The sequence below is a fragment of the Planktothrix agardhii genome (genome assembly GCF_904830935.1).
Lineage (GTDB): Bacteria > Cyanobacteriota > Cyanobacteriia > Cyanobacteriales > Microcoleaceae > Planktothrix > Planktothrix agardhii.
This window is the reverse complement of sequence record NZ_LR882952.1, coordinates 799,922-819,550: the sequence shown is the minus strand read 5'-3', so window position 1 is coordinate 819,550 and position 19,629 is coordinate 799,922. Positions and strand designations below refer to the sequence as shown.

Below are 19,629 nucleotides of genomic sequence, written 5' to 3'. Positions count from 1 at the left end.
TCTTGATAAAATTCATCTTGTTGCGCTTGGGCGCATCTTTATTAATAACTGAGTCAAAAATAAATTATGCTAAAATCCCCCATTAAAACTCTCAGTTTAGAAGATTTTCTCAAACTTCCAGAAACCAAACCCGCCAGTGAATATATTCAAGGTCAAATTATTCAAAAACCTATACCCCAAGGACATCACAGTACAATTCAGGTTGATCTGACTGAAGCAATTAATTCTGTGGTTAAAAAACAATGAATTGCTAGAGCTTATACAGAACTTCGCTGTGTGTTTGGAGGACGGGCAATTGTCCCTGATATTACGGTATTTGCCTGGGAAAGAATTCCCATTGATGAACAGGGAAAAGTTGCTAATGTTTTTAATATTGTACCCGATTGGATCATTGAAATTCTCTCTCCCGAACAAAACCCAATCAAAGTCACCGGAAAAATCTTACACGCTCTCAATCAGGGGAGTCAAATAGGTTGGTTAATTGATCCAGAAACCGAATCCGTTTTAGTTTATCCGCCCCAACAACAACCCCAATTATTAGAAGAAGAAACTGCTATTTTGCCTACTCCAGAATTAGTTAAAGATTTACAATTAAAAGTCGGAGATATATTTGCATGGTTGAAACATCAATGATATAATTATATAAATTAGTTTCTCTTACCCGCATGATCATGTTAGCCACCTCCCCCACCTACACAATTACTTGGGAAAAGTTGCCAGATGATTTTTTGCTACCCGATGACCCTGTGGATAATATCAATCAACCCGCCCTGGCTGCGGCCCTAACCGAAAGTTTGCAACTGGCCGGAAAACTGCCAGAAACAGCCCTCACCCCAACAAACTACGGTATTTGTGCCACTATCAATGGCAAAATGGCCGTAAAAGCCCCAGACTGGGCCTATATTCCCCAGATTTCCGTGAGTCGGGGGGAAGTGGTTCGCAGTTATACCCCGCAACTCCAGGGAGAAATTCCCGCCTTGGTCTTAGAATTTTTGTCCGATACCGATGGGGGAGAATATTCAGTTAAAGAAACCTATCCCCCTGGGAAATTCTTCTTCTATGAACAGATTTTGCAAGTCCCCAATTATGGAATTTTTGAACCCAACTCAGGGAGCTTAGAATTGTATCGTTTCGGTGACATCCAAAGGTATAGACTGGAATCGGCCAATGAGCAGGGCTGGTTTTGGATACCGGAAATGCAGCTGTTTCTAGGAGCCTGGCAAGGAACTCGCGAAAACCGTCAGGGCCATTGGTTGCGCTGGTGGGATGAACAGGGTAATTTGCTATTGTGGGGTACAGAAAAGGTTGAACAGGAACGTCAACGGGCCGAGCAGGAATATCAACGGGCCGAGCAGGAATATCAACGGGCAGAAAGATTAAAAGCCCAACTACGCGCGGCTGGAATTGAGCCTGTAGAATAGGACAAAATATAAACTGTTAATTGCTACTCCCAGAAGGTTTTATGATTAGGACAGGTAAATCAAAATCATGCTTGAACACCTCAAGAGGATAAAGGGCCGATGCTCTATTTAGCGGAAGTACAAAAGCAGAGTAACAAATTTGGTCTAGGAGGCGGGAGGACGGAACTCAAGCTATTGGCTTGTCAGCGAGGTGAAAACAATTGGAGTGCCGTATCCGGGGATGAGGTCGTTCTCGCTGAAGATGCAACTAATTTCAAGGATGGAACTTTAGTTTTAGTCGATCTAAATACGGGTAAACAGGTACAGCGCATTCAAGAAGCTGCACGCCAACTGGTGGGAATTCTCCAGGATTTTTCTCGCTTGCAAGAAAAATTCAAAACCCAACAGGAAGAAATCGAACAGTGGAAAGAGTCTTTGACTTACCAAAGTCAGGAATTAAATCGTCGGGAAATGGAAATGGAAGCCCGACGGGAACAAATGGAACAACTGGAGGGAGAATTAGAGCGACTAGAACAGCAGCGTCAAGAAATTGATCGCTCTAAGGATGAAAGTAAACGTCTGCGTTCTGAAATTGACCAAGCCCGTCAAGATATTGAAACCACTAGAGCCGCATTACAACAGCAACGACAACAGCTTGAAGAACAACAGGCCAGCTTAAAGTCGTCTCCCTCCTTAAATACGGAACAGTCGGCACTCTTGGGGAATTTACTGAATCAACTGTCTAACCCCATTTCGATTTCGCCCCTACAAACACAACTGGATCGCTCCCGGGAACAGGTGGCTATTGCTCTGAATGGGCTAGAACAACATCGCCAACGTTTACGGTCACAACGTTTAGAAGCAGAACAACTTCAACAAACCGTAGATAGTACAACCACAGACATTGAACAGCAATGGCAACAATGGCAACAAGCTCAGGATACTTTAACCCAAAACCGAGCGGAGTTAGTCGGTGAACAACAGTTACTTCAAACCAAACAGGACTATGCCCAAACCTTAAAAACCCTGATCCAAAACCGTCAAACCCTATTAGAACAGTTACAAAATTTAGCCTCCCGTCAATCTGAAAGTGATCAGGTTACTGTCAGTGTCAAGGTAGATGTTCAAGCCTTAGAAGCGATGTCATTGGAACAATTAGAAACCGAAGTTAAACAACTGGAAAAAGAGTGGGATCGCTGGTTTCGGATGGTGAGAGAACAGGAGGAGGAACTCAAATACAAGCTCGAAGATATTAAGGAAATCCAGGAAAAACTCAAAACCATCAGTGATTCCGAACGGGAAAATTTACAAACGGAATTAACCGATGAACAAGACGCCTATCAAATGCTGAATGAAACCTTAGTGGGTCAGCGTCGTACCCTCAAAGAACGGGAGGAACATAAAACCCAATATCAAGCGGTTTTACTCCGTCGCCAAGGTCTGCCACCCGTGACCTCTGGAGGGGCTGCTGATTTCAAATTGGTGATTGCCACTTTAGAAACCCAACAACAGGAACAAAAACAACAACTCCAAATCTTGGAAACCGAAATTCAACAAATCAGTTCGGGCTTTGAACAACGGCAAACCGATCTTAATACTCGTATCAACAACACCGAACAAACCCGCCAACAGTTAGAAACGACTGAACAAAGTTGGATCGAACAGCAACGGATGGTAGCAGAACTTTGGGGCCGGATCAGTTTATATCAGGAAATGTTACAACCAGTTCAAGATTCCTGGAATCAAGTTCGCCAACAGTTAGAACAAACCACAACTGAATTAAATCAATTGCTTGAAATCTCCCAGAATCAAACCCAGACAACGGAACAGTTACGGCAAGTTTTATCAGTTATCAGTTAACAGTCATCAGTTATCAGTGTAAGAGTTATCAGTGTAAGAGTTATCAGTGTAAGAGTCATCAGTAAAGAGTTCATTGTCAATAGTCGTGGGCTAAAAACTGATAACTACTAACTGCTAACTATTAACTGTTAACTGTTAACTGTTAACTGTTAACTGATGACTGATAACTTTTAACTGATGACTGATGACTGATTATTCTTCTTCCTCAAAGCCTGATTCTGCTGTTAAATCTGAGGTTTGATTCTGGGTTTCCGGGTCAACGGGAATACAGATGAAGTTATCATCCTGAGTATAAATCAGGTTTTGTTGACGGAGTTTCCCCATCAGCCGGGTTACAGTAACCCGTGTAGTCCCGATCGCACTACCAATTTGAGAATGAGTTAATGACCAAGGGAGACGATAACCCTTAAACCCATCTTCCCTGTCACCACTGGTATAATACTCGCCGTGTTCTTCAATCAGTAAGGTCAAAAATCCTAGAAGTCGGTCAATGGTACGTCGTTGACCCAATATACTTAACCACAGTAATTTCCGTTGATGTTGATACCGGAAAGCATCGAGGACTTCCCGACGAAAATGGGGCCAGTTATCCAAGTCATGCCAATACATCCATAAAATCGTTGTATCATCGGCGTGGCTATAGGCTTGCAGGCTAAAGGGCGACTGGGCAATTAATTCAAAGGGTTGACCCGCACCGACAAAACCCAAAAAGGCTTGGTCTAATTTGCGATTACGCGGTCTGGATTTGGGTTTACTCTCGGCATATTTTAGTTCGGCGCTACCCACTAACCGGACGGTACCCCGTTGCACTAAATAAAGTAACCCCGGACGGGCTGGAATCCGCTCATCTTTACTGAAACTTCGACAACGGTAATGTTCCTGCGCCCAGTCAGTAATCCGTTGCCAAGTTAAAAACGGTCGGTTAGAATCGGTCGGAATCGGGGAAGACTGCATCATTAGATCGGCTCATTAAAATTTTTCAATCACAATCAAAGGCAGGAGGAATATTAAGACACCTAAGTAGGTGGGCGAGAATATCCCACCATCCCAGTGTGGCTGAAAGCCATTTACAGCAAGGGTTTACCCTATCTACATAGTTAGGTTTAATTACGCCTACCTACTTAGAGGTTGAACAGTGTGTTTTAGACTTGAAGTATATGGGCTTAAGACATCTTAACCAATGTAGCAAAAAACACATCCCTTTGGGAATCAATAATCAATTCTTTTCAAAAATAAATTTCAAAAAATTTTGGTAATGCCTTAACCCAATCTACTGATAATATCAGATTTGAACAACTTGCCAATGGAGTTTGATCAGTCATGCTAACTCTAGCAGGAAGGTTAGGGGCACAACTGGGAAGAACCTTGGGTTGTTTAGGAATTAATACGGCTGACTCTCAGGAAATTCCCGTAAATCGGATTAAAAATCAAACTGGCGTAATCTATGGATCGGCGATCGCCCTGAAATTAGCTTCCCGTTTGCATCAATCCCCTTTGGATCTGGCCACGTCCATCGGTCTGAAGTTCCAAACCCTCAACGCAGAATTAGGTAAATTCCCGCCGGATGTCACAATTCAGGTATTACCTTCGGGGATGTTGCAGTTTGAGTTCACCGATCTCGGAATTGCCGCTTGGTTAGAACAAATGATCCGATATCCCTGGGTATCCACTCCAATTCAGGATCGGCAAATTCTGCCCGATCTATTTGGGATTCAATATAGTCATGCTCGCTGTTGTTCCTTATTGCGTCTGGGCGATCGCGATCAGTTAATTACCTTAGAAGCATCTAACCTAATTTCTACATTACCCTTAAAAATTAGTCCCCATTCTCCCCCAATTCCCTGGTTAAATCCCCAGGAAAAACTACAATTTACCCAAAGTTATGAATATCAGCTACTAACCGAATCTGTGAATCTGGTTGATATTCTATTCTGTTCTGCTAGTCCTCAAAAATGGCTCAAAATTGCCGATCAATTTAGCCAAAGTTTTCAACAATTTTATCGTTATTGTCAAATCTGGGGAGAAGTCAAACAAGGCAAAACTGAGTTAGCTCAAGCTAGACTAGGTTTGGTTTTTATTACCCAATTTCTCCTTAAAATTTTATTAGAAGAAAAACTAGGAATTATGGCTCCCCTAGACCTCTAGTAAGCTCTTTAGGGCTAACAAAAATTTATATCTACCTGAACTAAATCAATTTAATTCACTAAAAAATCCGTCAGAATTTCATCCGGTTCATCTTGATCATTATCATCGGCTAAAAGTTGGGAAAAAGTAGAACTAGGGGAAATAGAAAGTTCAGGGATAACTATTTTTTCCAATGCGACTATTTTGGCTTCTAATTTAGCAACTTTATTTAATAATGGTTTTAAAGATTCGACTTTTTCCTGTAAATTCAATAATTCTTTTTGGAGATTAAAATATTCCAAATCAATTGAATGACTACTCAAAAATACTCTGGTTTTATCTAAATACTGACCAATCGCTTCTTGAATTAATTCTTCTAAGGAATGTCCAGTTTCTAGGGATAATTGATTGAGTTGTTCAGCCCATTCTGAAGAAACAGTTATTTCTATTTTTGTATTATCTAAGCTCATCTTTTTTCCCCCTTGGAGACTCCCGCTATATCGGTAAGTTGTTGTTTATTTAAACTGTGATTATAGCATTACCTTTGTTTTTAAGTTTACGTCCCCATTTAATAGATAACTGTCCTTCATTTAAAATGAATTAACGGGTTGTGCCCAGATATAGTTACAATAGGGGCAGTATATTGTTGATTATTTTTACCCTTTATTGACAACCTGAACGATGCAACCGACCGATCCGACAAAATTTACAGATAAAGCCTGGGAAGCCGTGGTTAAATCCCAGGATGTGGCGCGTCGTTTTCAAAATCAGAATTTAGAAGTCGAACATCTGATCACCGCCCTACTGGAACAAAATGGACTCGCCACTAACCTCATGAGTCGGGCGGGAGTCGATACGGATATTTTTGGCCAACAGTTGGAAGCCTTCACCAAACGTCAACCCCGAGTTGGACGCATTGAACATTTATATTTGGGACAAAGCCTTGATATCCTATTAGATAAGGCAGAAGAAGCTCGTCAAACCCTACAAGATGGTTTTATCTCCATAGAACATTTAATCCTGGCTTTCTCAGAAGATGACCGCATTGGTCGTAAACTCTTAGCCGGAGAACAACCTACCAGTCAACGCCCCGGACGTCCGGGTTATGATCGCCCATCAAGTGCTCCCTCCATACGTCCCAAATTAGAGGAGGCGATTAAAGCGATTCGAGGTAGTTCAAAAGTCGAAACCCAAAGCCCAGAAACCAGTTATGAAGCCTTAAAAAAATATGGTAAAGACTTAACAGAACTCGCTAAAGCTGGAAAACTTGATCCGGTGATCGGTCGGGATGAAGAAGTCCGTCGGGTGGTCAGTTGTTTATCTCGCAGAACTAAAAATAATCCGGTTTTAATTGGCGAACCAGGAGTAGGAAAAACCGCCATTGCGGAAGGTTTAGCTCAAAGAATTGTGAACGGAGATGTGCCAGAATCCTTAAAAAATCGCCAGTTAATTTCCCTAGATATGGGTAGTTTAATTGCCGGGGCAAAATATCGGGGAGAATTTGAAGAAAGACTGCGATCGGTATTAAGAGAAGTCACCCATTCCGAAGGGCAAATTGTATTATTTATTGATGAATTGCATACCGTTGTCGGGGCGGGTTCCGGGGGCGGTTCGTCAGGAATGGATGCGAGTAATTTATTAAAACCAATGTTAGCCCGGGGAGAATTGCGTTGTATTGGCGCTTCAACCGTTGACGAATATCGTAAACATATTGAAAAAGATCCCGCCTTAGAAAGACGGTTTCAACAAGTTTATGTCGATCAACCTTCTCCTGAAGATACCATATCAATTTTAAGAGGATTAAAAGATCGTTATGAACGCCATCATGGGGTAAAAATTACTGATAGTGCTTTGGTAGCCGCGGCAATGTTATCAAGTCGTTATATTAGCGATCGCTTTTTACCAGATAAAGCCATTGATGTTGTCGATGAAGCCGCCGCCCAATTAAAAATGGAAATAACTTCTAAACCCGTTGAATTAGAACAAATTGATCGGCGGGTAATGCAGTTAGAAATGGAAAAATTATCCATAGAAGGAGAAAGTTTAGGAACGGGAGAAAGTAACCGCCGAAATGATGGCGGGGTAGCCCTTCGTTTAGGCAGAATTAAGGAAGAAATAGAGAGTTTAAAAACCAAACAGGAAAAACTCGCCTCCCAATGGCAAGGGGAAAAACACCTATTAGATAGTATTAATAAACTCAAGGAAGATGAAGAAGAATTAAGGGTACAAATTGAACAGGCAGAAAGGGCCTATGATTTAAACAAAGCCGCCCAATTAAAGTATGGTCAATTGGAAGTTTTACATCAAGAACGGGAAGGCAAAGAAGCGGAATTAGTTAAGTTACAATCTCAAGGTTCTTCGATGTTGCGCGAGGAGGTTACAGAAGCCGATATCGCGGGGATTATTGCTAAATGGACTGGTATACCTGTTAACCGTTTATTGGAGTCAGAACGGCAAAAATTATTGCGCTTAGAGAGTCATTTACATCAACGGGTAATCGGGCAACAGGAGGCAGTGGCGGCAGTTTCTGCTGCTATTAGAAGGGCGCGGGCGGGGATGAAAGATCCCGGTCGTCCGATTGGATCTTTCCTGTTTATGGGGCCAACGGGGGTGGGAAAAACCGAGTTGGCGAAGGCGTTAGCAGAGTTTTTATTTGATAGTGAGGAGTCGATTATTCGGATTGATATGTCTGAATATATGGAAAAACACGCGGTTTCCCGGTTGGTGGGGGCACCTCCGGGTTATGTGGGTTATGACGAGGGCGGTCAACTATCGGAAGCGGTGCGACGTCATCCCTATTCGGTGATTTTATTTGATGAAGTCGAAAAAGCCCATCCCGATGTGTTTAATATTTTATTACAAGTATTAGATGATGGCCGAATTACCGACTCCCAAGGAAGGACGGTTGATTTTAGAAATACCGTAATTGTAATGACCAGTAATATTGGGGGGGAACATATTTTAGATGTGGCGGGGGATGAGTCCCGTTATGGGGAAATGGAGAAGCGAGTTATGACGGCTTTGCGATCGCATTTTCGCCCCGAATTTTTAAATCGGGTGGATGATATTATTCTATTCCATCCGTTAAGTAAAGGGGAATTACGGTATATTGTGACGATTCAAGTTAAACGGATTCAAAGGTTATTATCGGATCAGAAAATATCCATTGAATTATCGCCTACAACCTTAGACTATTTAGCTGATATTGGTTATGATCCTGTGTATGGAGCTAGACCATTAAAACGAGCAATTCAACGGGAATTAGAAAACCATATTGCTAACTTATTATTAGAACAAAAATTCATAACGGGAGATACAATTTATGTGGATAATGTAGATGACAAATTAGTGTTTAATCATCAACCTTTGATTCCTAAACCGAAAGAAGAACCGTTAATTATGAATGTTCAACCGTTGCGAAAAAACACATCTGACCCATTAGAAATGGACGTTAAACCCGTGATATTAAACACTTCTAAAACAGCAGAGGGGGATGATATTATTACCGTTGAAACGGTGAAAGATGAATAGGTCTTGATAAGTAGTTACACAAAATAAATTACCTAGTTGAGAGAGGGAACAGCCCCCCAAACCCCCCGTGTACAGGGGGCTAGGGGGGGAGGGAACAGGGTGGAGGATGTGTAATTAATTTTGTTTAGGTACTTAGAATAGTAAGAAACATTTGGTGCACCGTCTCTTGCTATTCAACTGAGCTATAATAAAAACAGGAAATTTTAATCCCTATCACTCATTATGGTTGATATTACTATCGCTATTCCTACCTATAATGGCGCGACCCGTTTACCTGCGGTTTTAGAAAAATTGCGATCGCAAACCGGAACAGAACAGATAAACTGGGAAATCTTAATTGTTGATAATAATAGCACAGATCATACCGCAGAATTAGTTAAAAATTATCAACATAATTGGTTAGATAATGTTCCTTTAAAATACTGTTTAGAAACAGAACAAGGGGCAGCTTTCGCCCGAAAAAGAGCAATTAAAGAGTCGGAATCTTTGTTGATTGGCTTCTTAGATGATGATACTATTCCTGACTTAGATTGGGTGGAAAAAGCCTATAATTTTGCTCAAGAACATTCTCAAGCTGGCGCATTTGGAAGTCAAATCCATGGGGTTTATGAAGTAGAAACCCCGACTAATTTTAATCGGATTTCTGGTTTTTTTGCTATTACTGAACGGGGAGATAATCCCCATTTATATGAACCCAATCTGAAGATGTTACCGCCTTCTGCTGGGTTGGTGGTGCGTCGTCAAGTTTGGGTCGAAAATGTACCGGAAAAAACATTTTTAACTGGACGTTCTAGTCAATCTATTTTGAATAGTGAAGATTTAGAAGCGATCATGTATATTCAAAATGCTGGGTGGGAAATTTGGTATAATTCAGAAATGCACCTCTATCATCAAATTCCCAAACAACGATTAGAAAGGGAGTATTTATTATTTTTGATGCGGAGTACGGGGTTAGCACGGCATCATATTCGGATGTTACGGTTAAAACCTTGGCAACGGCCGTTATTATTTCCCATAGGGTTAGCCAATGATATTAGAAAAGCGATCGCTTATTATCTGAAACATCGAAAAGAATTAAAAACTGATGTGGTGACAGCCTGTGAACTGGAATTTTTAAAAAGTAGTGTGACCAGTCCTTTTTATTTGTGGAAAACATCTTATTTGAAAAAATCATGATCGATTTTACAGTTTTTACAGTTGTTATTCCCACCTATAATGGTGCTAGTCGTGTTCTCGATGTTTTAGAAAAATTGCGATTGCAAACCGGAACAGAAAATATCACTTGGGAAATTATTGTTGTTGATAATAATAGTAATGATCAAACGGCTGATGTAGTTCAGAATATGATCATATCTTGGCAAGAAATTTTTCCGCTAAAGTATGTATTTGAAGCGAAACAGGGAATTGCTTTTGCCCGACAAAAAGGAATAGAAGAAAGTCAAGGAGAATTAATTGGGTTTCTTGATGATGATAATTTCCCTAATTCAGATTGGGTTTTACAAGCCTATTTATTTGGTCAAGAACATCCTAAAGCTGGAAGTTATGGGGGGCAAATTCATGGTATTTATGAAGTTAAACCACCTGAAAACTTTAAACGTATTGAACATTTATTATTAGCTATTCGAGAAAGCGGTGATCAACCCTTTTTATTTTGTCCAGAACAGTTAAAATTACCATCAGGTGCGGGGTTAGTTGTGCGTAAACAAGCATGGTTAGATCACGTTCCTTTGCAACTCATGAATACGGGACGAGGGGGAAATGATTATGAAATTTCCTTAAATTTATATAAGGGAGGTTGGGAAATTTGGTACAACCCAGAAATGCACCTTAATCACTATATCCCTTCTGATCGTCTCGAAAAAAAATATTTATTATCTCTGGCTTCTTTATATGGTTTAAAATCCTGTGAATTTAGAATGTTAATCACGCCTAAATGGAAAAAAACAATAACATTTTTTAAAGTTATGTTAGGAGGTATTAAACGTTATATTCAACATCAAATTAAGCATAAAAAAGATATTAAAATTGATATCGTTGCTGCTTGTGAATTGGAGTTTTTTCGAGCGAGTGCTATCAGTCCTTTTTATTTTTTACAAAAAGTTATATTCAAAAAATCTTAGTTTTCTCAGGTGAAAACAACTGAATACTAAACAATCTTTTTTAAGGTAGATAAGATTTTTTTGGCGATTGACGGTGGAAATAAAGCAATAATTAAACTTTTAAAAAGAATGATCAGACAAAATCTCCATTGTTGTAAAGCGGAGGAATCATATCTAATATAATTGAATAAAAATCCGATGGTAGCACGACCCTTTTCTGGGGAGGGATATCCTTGTAAAGCACGATCAATAAAATACTTATAAATTTTGGCTAAACTTTGTTTTTTTAAATGCTGTAATGAGGGAGGGGCTTGTAAAAAGGCTTTTTCAATAACCGCTACACATTGTTTTTCTTGTCGGAGTATTTGAGATGAAATAGAATTGGGAGACATTCGATAAAATACCTGAACCAAAGGAACTGCTACAAAATGATAATGAGCCGCTAAACGAATATATAAATCTCGATCTTGTCCCCCCAATAGGGATTGATCAAATCCTCCAACTTCTGCAAAAGATTCTCTATGAATTAAAGGATTAGAACCATTTTCTAAAAAATTTTGAACTAATAATTCAGGATAAACGTCTCCATTAAAAGTTAGATGTCTACCGAATTTTAAAAAGTTCCCTGACTCGTCAATATAATCTGTCCAGCTATAGGCTACAGACGCTTGAGGATGGCTTTTTAAAGCATTATATTGAGCTTCTAATTTATCAGAAGTCCAAAGATCATCGGCATCTAATAAAGCAATATATTCACCTTTAGCAACATCAAATCCTCGGTTTCTACTGACAGCCGCCCCAGAATTAGGATAGGAAAAAATCTTAATTCTAGGATCATTAATACCAGAAATAATATCTAAAGTCAAGTCCGTTGAACCATCATTAATTACGATAATTTCAAAGTTTTGAAAGGTTTGATTTAAAACGGAATCAATGGTTTGTCGAATCGTTTTTTCTGCATTGTAGGCGGGAATAATAACAGAGATAATAGCCATAGTTATAAAACTTAAAATAATGTTGAAAAAATTAATGAAATATCCAGCCAATAACTAGAAAATCTATAGTAGATTAACTTTATATTTTATTTTATCAAAATATTTTCGATTGTAAGCCTCAAATTATGAATTCTCAAGACATTGCACCTTGTACCAAAATTAAGATTTTAATGCTACCAGATTTTCGCAACGATAACCCCTATCAATCCCTACTTTCCCAAGGGTTAGCACAAGAACAGATTCAAGTTGAATTTTGGTATTATTATCTAAACTATTTTCCAATTTTAAGAGGTGTTTTAAAAAATCAACCTCCTGCGGTTGATATTGTTCATTTGCACTGGTTAGATTTTTATATCAATGCACCGAAAAAAGGATATAAATTTCTGGCTTGTATCAAATTTTTATTGGATATTATTTTAGTTCGGATGTTGGGAGTTAAAATTGTTTGGACAGTTCATAACCAAGTTTCCCATGATGATAAATTTTCAGAATTAGAATCTTGGACAAGGGGGATTTTATCAAAGTTAGTTAATGGGATTATTTTTCATAGTTATTCCAGTTTGAAATTAGTAGAAACTGACTCTAAATTTAATAGCCAAAAAGCCATTGTTATTCCCCATGGTCATTATCGAGAGGTTTATGGGGCTTCTGTTAATTCAATTGACGCTCGCAAACAGTTGGGATTACCCTTAACAGGTCGGATTTATATGAATATTGGCTTCCTCAAACCCTATAAAAAAATAGAAAAATTGATTGATATTTGGAAAAACAATCAAGATATTTTTGCTGATGATACCTTGGTGATTGCGGGGAGACCTGTTAACCATTCTTATTATTTAGAATTACAGGAACTTTCTAAAGATATCCCTGGATTAATTCTGATTCCAAAGTTTATTGAATCTAGTAAAATCCATCTTTTTTTCAGTGCTGCGGATGTGATTGTGTTTCCTTTTGAAAAAATCTTAACATCTGGAAGTTTAATTTTGGCCATGTCCTATAATAAACCGATTATTGCACCGGATTTAGGGGGAATTGCTGAAACTTTGGGGGTTGCTAGTCAACTTTTATATAACCCTAATGATGAACAAGGTTTACTAAAGGCATTACAACAAAGCACCACGATTGATTTACAGGCTTTAAGTATATTAGTTAAACAGGAATGTGATGCTTTAGATTGGGGCTTAATTGCTCAAAAAACGGCACAGTTTTATCAAGATATTCTAGGTAAAATTTAATTAATCTTGAGATATCAATTTTTGAATTAAGGGTTGAATTTTATCAGCAACCGCTTCCCAAGAATATCTAGTTTTAACTAAATTATAAGCGTTATCAACACAGTTTTTATACAGGGTAGGATTCGACCAAAATTGATTAACAGCATCAACCATTCCCTCGACTGTATCATCAATTAATAAATGTTTTTGAGTTTCAACTTCTAGCCCTTCAGCCCCTTTTGTGGTACTAACAACGGGACGACCAGCGGCAAAGGCTTCTAATATTTTTAAGCGAGTTCCTCCCCCTTTAAATAGAGGAGTAATTACCACACTAGCTGCTGCTAAATAGGGTTTAACATCTTCAACTAATCCTGTCCATAAAATTCCAGGTTCTTTTTGTGTTGCGGCTGTTAAAGCTGGGGGGGAATTTTTCCCGACAATAATTAATAAAGTATTAGGATAAAGCTGTTTAATTTTAGGATAAAACTCTTGAGTTAAAAATTGTGCTGCTTCGACGTTGGGAGGATAACAAAATGTCCCAATAAATACTAAAGTATGGGGGTTAAATTGAGCCTCAAAAGCAGGAGTACATTGACCATTACGCACAGTTTCATAGTTAGTTACATTGATTCCATTCGGGACAACATGGGGATTAAGATTCTGTCCATATCGCTGTTGTAGTTTATCAGCATCGGATTGACTACAGACCCAAATTTGATCGGATTTGTATGCCATTTTTCTTTCCATTGATTGAATATAATTTTTTTGTAAGTTCATCTTAATTTTGGGTAAAGACTCTATAATTTGATGAATTTTTTGCTCAAATAAATCCGCTTCTATGTTATGTTCATCAAAGATAATTTTACAGGGATAACCTTGAACAACTCGAAGGTAACGACATAACCATAAATGCTCAAAAACTACTATAGAAGGCTTTAAATCTTGAAGAATTTGTTTTAATAATTCGACAGCAGGTTGAGTATAAAACCAGTCAATATAAGAATATCTCCAGGGTTGTAACACCGATAAACGACGTTCTAAGCGTTCTTTTAAAGGACGTTTTTGCCCCAAATCATAGTGATACCAATTTTCAATCCCGGGTAAGGTTTTTTCCGGTGGTTGTCCTTTGAAAATAGACAATACAGCCACATCCCCATATTGTTTCATCAGGTTAATATTCTGCCAATTACGAAGGGGCGCTCCGGCTCTGGGGGGATAGGGTAAATCAAGGGTAATAAATAGTGTCCTTGCTGAAGTATTTAGCATTAAATTTAACCTCCGATGATGACAATTCGCCTAAACAAATTGTATGATATAAATTACCCCAAAGCTATCAGTAGAGGTCTGGCTTCCGTTGAAACATTCTTACCCCCGATTATTTCTAGTTGGCTGTCCCCGGTCAGGAACAACGCTATTACAAAGTTTATTAGCGGCTCATTCTCAAATTGCCTCTTTTCCTGAATCCCATTTTTTCCGCTATTTATTGGGAAATCGTTCAACTTGGCGGACAAAATTGAGAATTTCTTCTCCTTTAGCTCGACAACGATTTGACCAATTTTTAGTAGAAACAGGTCATCCCGAATTAGAACGATATTTACCCAAAACGGCGGTTTTTACTATTCAGTATATCAAGGGATTTATTCGAGTTTTAGATGAATTAACCCAACAACAAGAAAAAAGCCTATGGTTAGAAAAAACCCCTGGAAATTTATATTATATTAGCTATATTGAAAAACGAGTTGAAGGTGCAAAATTTATTCATTTGGTTAGGAATGGGGCCGATGTTGTCACATCCCTTTATGATGTCACTCACCAGTATCCTGAAGACTGGCGAGGGGCTTGGGATTTAGACCGTTGTATCAGACAATGGATTAATGATGTTCGGTTAAGTTTGAACCATGTCCATAAACCCAATCATATCCTAGTTCAATATGAACAATTAATTGATAATCAACTTTTAGTTTTATCTGAACTTTGCGATTTTATTGGCGTAAAATATGAACCTACAATGTTAGAGAATTATCAGAAAGTTGCTGAAAACGTAATCTTACCCTTTGAATCTTGGAAGGTTTCCGTCCAACAGGGAATTTATAATACCTCGGGTCAAAAATTCAATCAATTGTTTAATGAAGAACAGAAACAGTATATTCTTCAAGAACTCTCAGCAGCAAATTTGGAATTTAGCGAAAAATTAGCTAAATTGCAGATTATTTTTTAATCAATAATGATAATAAAGTAGTAAAATATTTAAAACATAATCTTTAGATTTTTATGAATTTAAACCTGAAACAAAGTATTTTTTCCAAATTAAAACACTATGGAACTTACCTATGGAACCAGCCATCTTTACCCGAAAAACGATTTGTTATTTTTGGTCGAGGTCGTTCAGGAAGTACCTTATTGGTCAGTTTATTAAATACCCATAGTCAAAATCCGTAACTACTAACTTAGTTAAATTAATGTCTACTGACTTATCTAATTCCATAGAAAACTATGCCGAATTAACCGCAAAAATTCAACAAACACGATATGCAAAATTCCTAGAAGACGATAATTAGTTGGACTCGCCCTTGGTGAACGTAGGGAAAACCGAATCAAATTTGTAGGGGGATTACGTTTATCGGGGTTAGGCGATCGCTCACAATTATAAACAACAACCATGATTTTATACATACTCTAACATCACTATGACTGTACTCGAACAGGGAACAATTACAATCCATACGGAGAATATCTTCCCGATTATCAAAAAATCCCTCTATACAGACCATGAAGTCTTCCTGCGGGAATTGGTTTCCAACGCCGTTGACGCCATCGCTAAACTGAATATGGTGTCCCGGTCTGGGGAATATTCCGGGGATGCGGGCGAACCCGAAATCAGCATCACCCTCGATAAAGACAACAAAACCCTCTCCATCACCGATAATGGCATCGGGATGACCGCCGAGGAAGTCAAAAAATATATTAACCAAGTCGCCTTTTCCAGCGCCGAAGAATTCATCGAAAAATATCAGGCCAACTCTGACCAGTCTATCATTGGTCATTTTGGTTTAGGGTTTTACTCCTCCTTCATGGTCGCCCGTCAAGTCGAAATTGATACCCTGTCCTACAAAGAGGGTTCCCAAGCGGTTCACTGGACGTGCGATGGTTCTCCGGTATTCAAATTGGAAGACTCTGGCCGCATCCAACGGGGAACTACTATCACCCTGACTTTGATGGATGAGGAAATCGAATATACCGAACCCTCCCGCATCCGTCAATTAATTAAAACCTATTGTGATTTTATGCCCGTCCCGATTAAGTTGGACGGCGAAATTATCAACCGCCAAATAGCACCCTGGCGGGAATCTCCTAATAATTTAACCCAAGAAGATTATTTAGAGCTCTATCGCTATCTCTATCCCTTCCAAGAAGAACCCCTATTATGGGTACATCTGAATACGGATTATCCTTTTATTGTGAATGGGATTCTTTATTTTCCCAAACTCAAACCCGATGTGGATGTCACCCAGGGCAATATTAAACTGTTCTGTAATCAAGTCTTTGTTAGTGACCACTGCGAAGATATTATCCCGAAATTCTTGATGCCATTACGGGGGGTAATTGATAGTACGGATATTCCTTTAAATATTTCCCGCAGTGCTTTACAAAGTAATCGCACTGTCCGTAAAATTGCCGATTACGTGGCGAAAAAAGTCGCTGACCGCCTGAAAGAATTATATCGGGATAACCGCAAAGAATATATCCGTTGTTGGCAAGATATTGGTACATTTGTTAAGTTTGGTTCCCTCAACGATGATAAGTTTAAAAAACAAGTTGAGGATATTCTGATTTGTCGTACTACCTATACCCCAGAATCTGTTAACAACGAGGAAAAAGCCGTTGATGTCCAGGTGCAAACTGAAGGCGGCGATGTGTGGCAAGATGTTGCTTCCCAAACCCCTGAAAATACCGACGAAAAAGGTCGTTACTATACAACCTTAAGCGAATATCTCGAACGCAATAAAGAACGCCATGAAAATCGGGTATTTTATTGTACCGATGAAACAACTCAAGCCACTTATATTCAGTTACATACCAGTCAAGGATTAGAAGTTTTATTCTTCGATTCCTTTATTGATAGTCATTTTATTAGTTTCCTAGAACGGGAACACACTGATGTTAAGTTTGCCCGGGTGGATGCGGAACTAGATGACAATTTAATTGCTAAGGATAATAGTCCTGAAATTGTTGATCCGAAAACCAATAAAACCCGTAGTGAAATCATTAAAGACCTGTTTACCGCAGCTTTAAACAAGCCTAAATTAACGATTCGGACTGAATCCTTGAAATCTGAGAATACCCCGCCCGCGATGGTATTATTGCCGGAATTTATGCGACGTTTACAGGATATGACAGCTCTGATGCAGCAACAAAAAGTTGAATTTCCAGAGGAACATATTCTGTTAATTAATATTGCCCATCCGTTGATTCAGAATTTAGTGAATTTGAGTCAAGGGGCGATTATTCAAGAAGGTGGGGATTCTCCTTCGACGGAATTAGCGAATATGATTTGTCATCATGTCTATGACTTGGCTTTAATTGCTCAAAAAGGCTTTGATGCTGAAGGAATGAAGGACTTTGTAGAACGTTCTAACCAAGTATTAACGCGGTTAACAACCCACTGAGATGACGGTAAAAAACGCTAGTAGGGGTAATTCATGAATTACCCCTACATATAGGGTTACATCCCCAAATTTGCGGAAGTCCTGAAAGAGTAAAAAGTTAGCGATCGCAGCCTGATATAGCAGGGAACAGCCCCCCAAACCCCCCGTGCACGGGGGGCTAGGGGGGAAAACACTTTACCGTCTGGGTTCCAAGATCCGTCTGGTGTCTTAACTGCCTTGGCGGTTGCTATAAAATCAAGAGCGATCGCTTGCTTTTTACAAAAATTTTGAATTTAAAATGATAATTAAAGCTGAAATTTAAGTTGGTTAAAAAGATCAGCATTAAGTCGAGCGCATTGCCATATTAGCAGAATTACCATCTTGGAAAGAGAAGGTTGCGATCGCATCTCCGTAGGAAACCGCAGTCTCAGGCGCGAGAAAGCTTCTGGGATCGTCCACCTTAACTTCCATTGCGATCTTTTGGATCGAATTGGAAAACTGCTGATTCCAGTATGTCTCAAACTCTTGCACCTGATGAAATTAGAGATTTGACATATTCTATTTAGAAGAACGAACTAATAAAAAACTCGCAATTCCAATTCCTAAAAATGTCGGTAACCAAGCTGCAAAAAAGGGAGTCATAATTTCTTTTTGACCTAATGCTCCGGTAATAAAAGACAGTAAATAATATCCGAAAATCACGATTACACTAATCCCAAAACTGGTTGCTCGACTGGTACTTTGGGGTCTACTTCCTAATGCAACACCCAATAATGCAAAGACAATACAGGAAAAAGGGAGAGCATATTTTTGTTGAATTCTAACTTGAGTTTTAACAATTTTTTGTTGATCTCCACTCAATTTCATTAACTTTAAATAATCTCGAGCTTGAGCAATATTCATCTCATCAAACCCTCGTTTCCGTGACGCTAAATCTAGGGGAGTACGAGAAAGTTGAATCTGTTTATGATCAAAACGAACAATATTACGATAAGAGCCATCGGGATTGACAATATAAACCGTACCATTAAAGAAATCCCAAGTATTAGCAGAAAAATTCCAATTAGCAGATTTTGAAGAAATAATTTGAGTTAATTCCGGTTGGGAAAGATCTAAGATAGTCACCTCTAACATTTTACCTTTGTCAAATCTTTGGGCATAAAATAACCGCACTAAACGACTAAATTTTTTATCAGTTCCTTCTATTTTAATTTTCTCATATTCGGGATAAAAAATATTATCTTCTTGAACAGGAAGGTTGCCTTCATTTAATGCCTGTTCATAGGTGACAGATGCTTTATAATTAGCCGCCGGAACAATTACCTCATTAAACCAAAAGGTTAAACCCGTGATCATTAAACTAAAAATCAATGTTGGTACTAATAGCCGATATATACTAATTCCACAACTTTTCAGGGCAATTAATTCACTATCACTCGATAAACGACCATAGACCATTAAGGTACTTAAAATCATCGCCATGGGAAAGGCTAAAACGATGAATTCTGGCATTTTTAAAAGAAAAACCTCAACCGCAATCCCCACGGCTAAACCCGACTCCGCCACCTGTCTAACCAAGTCAAAAACCGTTCCTACAGTTAACGCAACGGAACTAAATAATCCCACTCCAAACACAAAGGGCGGAACTAATTCTTGGATTAAATATCGATCTAAAATTGAAAGATAGGGCGGGAGAAATTTACCAGAAATAAAAGACTGATCAAAAGTAATTTTCATATAGCAATTCTAAATAGGTTGTA

General features: G+C 38.8%; 15 protein-coding genes and 1 pseudogene. 11 read left to right on the top strand and 5 right to left on the bottom strand.

Annotated elements, in window-relative coordinates:
• Positions 1-66: 66 nt before the first annotated feature.
• The 3 genes and pseudogenes from NMG88_RS03760 to hmpF all read left to right on the top strand — a co-directional run bounded on the left by NMG88_RS03760 (position 67) and on the right by hmpF (position 3,260).
• A pseudogene (locus tag NMG88_RS03760) lies at positions 67-633 on the top strand (Uma2 family endonuclease).
• 38 nt (positions 634-671) lie between these two features.
• Complete coding sequence (locus tag NMG88_RS03755; protein ID WP_227350106.1) at positions 672-1,421, top strand: Uma2 family endonuclease; 750 nt, start codon at positions 672-674, stop codon at positions 1,419-1,421.
• Positions 1,422-1,520: 99 nt separating this feature from the next.
• Positions 1,521-3,260, top strand: a complete 1,740-nt coding sequence (gene hmpF, locus NMG88_RS03750; protein ID WP_042151967.1) for a pilus motility taxis protein HmpF — start codon at positions 1,521-1,523, stop codon at positions 3,258-3,260.
• A 192-nt stretch (positions 3,261-3,452) separates the two neighbouring features.
• On the opposite strand, the gene NMG88_RS03745 is transcribed toward hmpF, so the two are convergent.
• On the bottom strand, positions 3,453-4,214 hold the full coding sequence (locus NMG88_RS03745) for a Crp/Fnr family transcriptional regulator (protein WP_042151964.1): 762 nt from the start codon (positions 4,212-4,214) through the stop codon (positions 3,453-3,455).
• Positions 4,215-4,580: 366 nt separating this feature from the next.
• Between NMG88_RS03745 and NMG88_RS03740 the strand changes: the two genes are divergently transcribed.
• On the top strand, positions 4,581-5,405 hold the full coding sequence (locus NMG88_RS03740; protein WP_227350105.1) for a DALR anticodon-binding domain-containing protein: 825 nt from the start codon (positions 4,581-4,583) through the stop codon (positions 5,403-5,405).
• 50 nt (positions 5,406-5,455) lie between these two features.
• Here NMG88_RS03740 and NMG88_RS03735 read toward each other — a convergent pair whose 3' ends face one another.
• The gene (locus NMG88_RS03735; RefSeq protein ID WP_042151962.1) at positions 5,456-5,854 is read right to left on the bottom strand and encodes a ribbon-helix-helix protein, CopG family; all 399 of its coding nucleotides are present in this window, start codon (positions 5,852-5,854) and stop codon (positions 5,456-5,458) included.
• A 211-nt stretch (positions 5,855-6,065) separates the two neighbouring features.
• On the opposite strand from NMG88_RS03735, the gene clpB reads away from it, so the two are divergent.
• From clpB to hpsE (NMG88_RS03720), 3 genes are all read left to right on the top strand, one after another.
• On the top strand, positions 6,066-8,915 hold the full coding sequence (gene clpB, locus NMG88_RS03730) for an ATP-dependent chaperone ClpB (protein ID WP_227350104.1): 2,850 nt from the start codon (positions 6,066-6,068) through the stop codon (positions 8,913-8,915).
• Between the two features lie 222 nt (positions 8,916-9,137).
• On the top strand, positions 9,138-10,091 hold the full coding sequence (gene hpsE / locus NMG88_RS03725; protein ID WP_227350103.1) for a hormogonium polysaccharide biosynthesis glycosyltransferase HpsE: 954 nt from the start codon (positions 9,138-9,140) through the stop codon (positions 10,089-10,091).
• Complete coding sequence (hpsE, locus tag NMG88_RS03720) at positions 10,088-11,035, top strand: hormogonium polysaccharide biosynthesis glycosyltransferase HpsE (protein WP_254035122.1); 948 nt, start codon at positions 10,088-10,090, stop codon at positions 11,033-11,035. The genes hpsE (NMG88_RS03725) and hpsE (NMG88_RS03720) overlap by 4 nt, the downstream gene beginning before the upstream one ends.
• A gap of 26 nt (positions 11,036-11,061) precedes the next feature.
• On the opposite strand, the gene NMG88_RS03715 is transcribed toward hpsE (NMG88_RS03720), so the two are convergent.
• A complete protein-coding gene (locus NMG88_RS03715; RefSeq protein WP_254033486.1) occupies positions 11,062-12,009 on the bottom strand; it encodes a glycosyltransferase in 948 nt (315 codons plus the stop codon).
• Between the two features lie 125 nt (positions 12,010-12,134).
• Between NMG88_RS03715 and NMG88_RS03710 the strand changes: the two genes are divergently transcribed.
• Entirely contained in the window at positions 12,135-13,244 is a 1,110-nt protein-coding gene (locus NMG88_RS03710) for a glycosyltransferase (RefSeq protein ID WP_227350101.1), read from the top strand.
• Here NMG88_RS03710 and NMG88_RS03705 read toward each other — a convergent pair whose 3' ends face one another.
• Entirely contained in the window at positions 13,245-14,489 is a 1,245-nt protein-coding gene (locus NMG88_RS03705) for a glycosyltransferase family 4 protein (RefSeq protein WP_227350100.1), read from the bottom strand. It lies immediately after the preceding gene.
• A gap of 88 nt (positions 14,490-14,577) precedes the next feature.
• Here NMG88_RS03705 and NMG88_RS03700 point away from each other — a divergent pair, with 88 nt between their 5' ends.
• The 3 genes from NMG88_RS03700 to htpG all read left to right on the top strand — a co-directional run bounded on the left by NMG88_RS03700 (position 14,578) and on the right by htpG (position 17,890).
• Positions 14,578-15,441 (top strand): sulfotransferase family protein, encoded by an 864-nt coding sequence (locus tag NMG88_RS03700; protein WP_235750994.1) that lies wholly within the window; start codon positions 14,578-14,580, stop codon positions 15,439-15,441.
• Between the two features lie 53 nt (positions 15,442-15,494).
• Entirely contained in the window at positions 15,495-15,662 is a 168-nt protein-coding gene (locus NMG88_RS03695; protein WP_227350098.1) for a sulfotransferase, read from the top strand.
• Between the two features lie 248 nt (positions 15,663-15,910).
• Positions 15,911-17,890: a molecular chaperone HtpG gene (htpG, locus tag NMG88_RS03690; RefSeq protein ID WP_042151936.1), complete on the top strand. Its 1,980-nt coding sequence runs from the start codon at positions 15,911-15,913 to the stop codon at positions 17,888-17,890.
• Between the two features lie 537 nt (positions 17,891-18,427).
• On the opposite strand, the gene NMG88_RS03685 is transcribed toward htpG, so the two are convergent.
• Complete coding sequence (locus NMG88_RS03685; RefSeq protein ID WP_042151933.1) at positions 18,428-19,606, bottom strand: LptF/LptG family permease; 1,179 nt, start codon at positions 19,604-19,606, stop codon at positions 18,428-18,430.
• Positions 19,607-19,629 lie beyond the last annotated feature (23 nt).

What these genes read in the sequence shown, in the direction of transcription:
- hpsE (WP_254035122.1), top strand. Translation starts at nt 10,088, where the DNA reads ATGATCGATTTTACAGTTTTTACAGTTGTTATTCCCACCTATAATGGT.
- hmpF (WP_042151967.1), top strand. Translation starts at nt 1,521, where the DNA reads ATGCTCTATTTAGCGGAAGTACAAAAGCAGAGTAACAAATTTGGTCTA.
- hpsE (WP_227350103.1), top strand. Translation starts at nt 9,138, where the DNA reads ATGGTTGATATTACTATCGCTATTCCTACCTATAATGGCGCGACCCGT.
- NMG88_RS03705 (WP_227350100.1), bottom strand. Translation starts at nt 14,489, where the DNA reads ATGCTAAATACTTCAGCAAGGACACTATTTATTACCCTTGATTTACCC.
- NMG88_RS03745 (WP_042151964.1), bottom strand. Translation starts at nt 4,214, where the DNA reads ATGCAGTCTTCCCCGATTCCGACCGATTCTAACCGACCGTTTTTAACT.
- NMG88_RS03685 (WP_042151933.1), bottom strand. Translation starts at nt 19,606, where the DNA reads ATGAAAATTACTTTTGATCAGTCTTTTATTTCTGGTAAATTTCTCCCG.
- NMG88_RS03735 (WP_042151962.1), bottom strand. Translation starts at nt 5,854, where the DNA reads ATGAGCTTAGATAATACAAAAATAGAAATAACTGTTTCTTCAGAATGG.
- NMG88_RS03740 (WP_227350105.1), top strand. Translation starts at nt 4,581, where the DNA reads ATGCTAACTCTAGCAGGAAGGTTAGGGGCACAACTGGGAAGAACCTTG.
- NMG88_RS03755 (WP_227350106.1), top strand. Translation starts at nt 672, where the DNA reads ATGTTAGCCACCTCCCCCACCTACACAATTACTTGGGAAAAGTTGCCA.
- NMG88_RS03715 (WP_254033486.1), bottom strand. Translation starts at nt 12,009, where the DNA reads ATGGCTATTATCTCTGTTATTATTCCCGCCTACAATGCAGAAAAAACG.
- NMG88_RS03710 (WP_227350101.1), top strand. Translation starts at nt 12,135, where the DNA reads ATGAATTCTCAAGACATTGCACCTTGTACCAAAATTAAGATTTTAATG.
- htpG (WP_042151936.1), top strand. Translation starts at nt 15,911, where the DNA reads ATGACTGTACTCGAACAGGGAACAATTACAATCCATACGGAGAATATC.
- clpB (WP_227350104.1), top strand. Translation starts at nt 6,066, where the DNA reads ATGCAACCGACCGATCCGACAAAATTTACAGATAAAGCCTGGGAAGCC.
- NMG88_RS03695 (WP_227350098.1), top strand. Translation starts at nt 15,495, where the DNA reads ATGAATTTAAACCTGAAACAAAGTATTTTTTCCAAATTAAAACACTAT.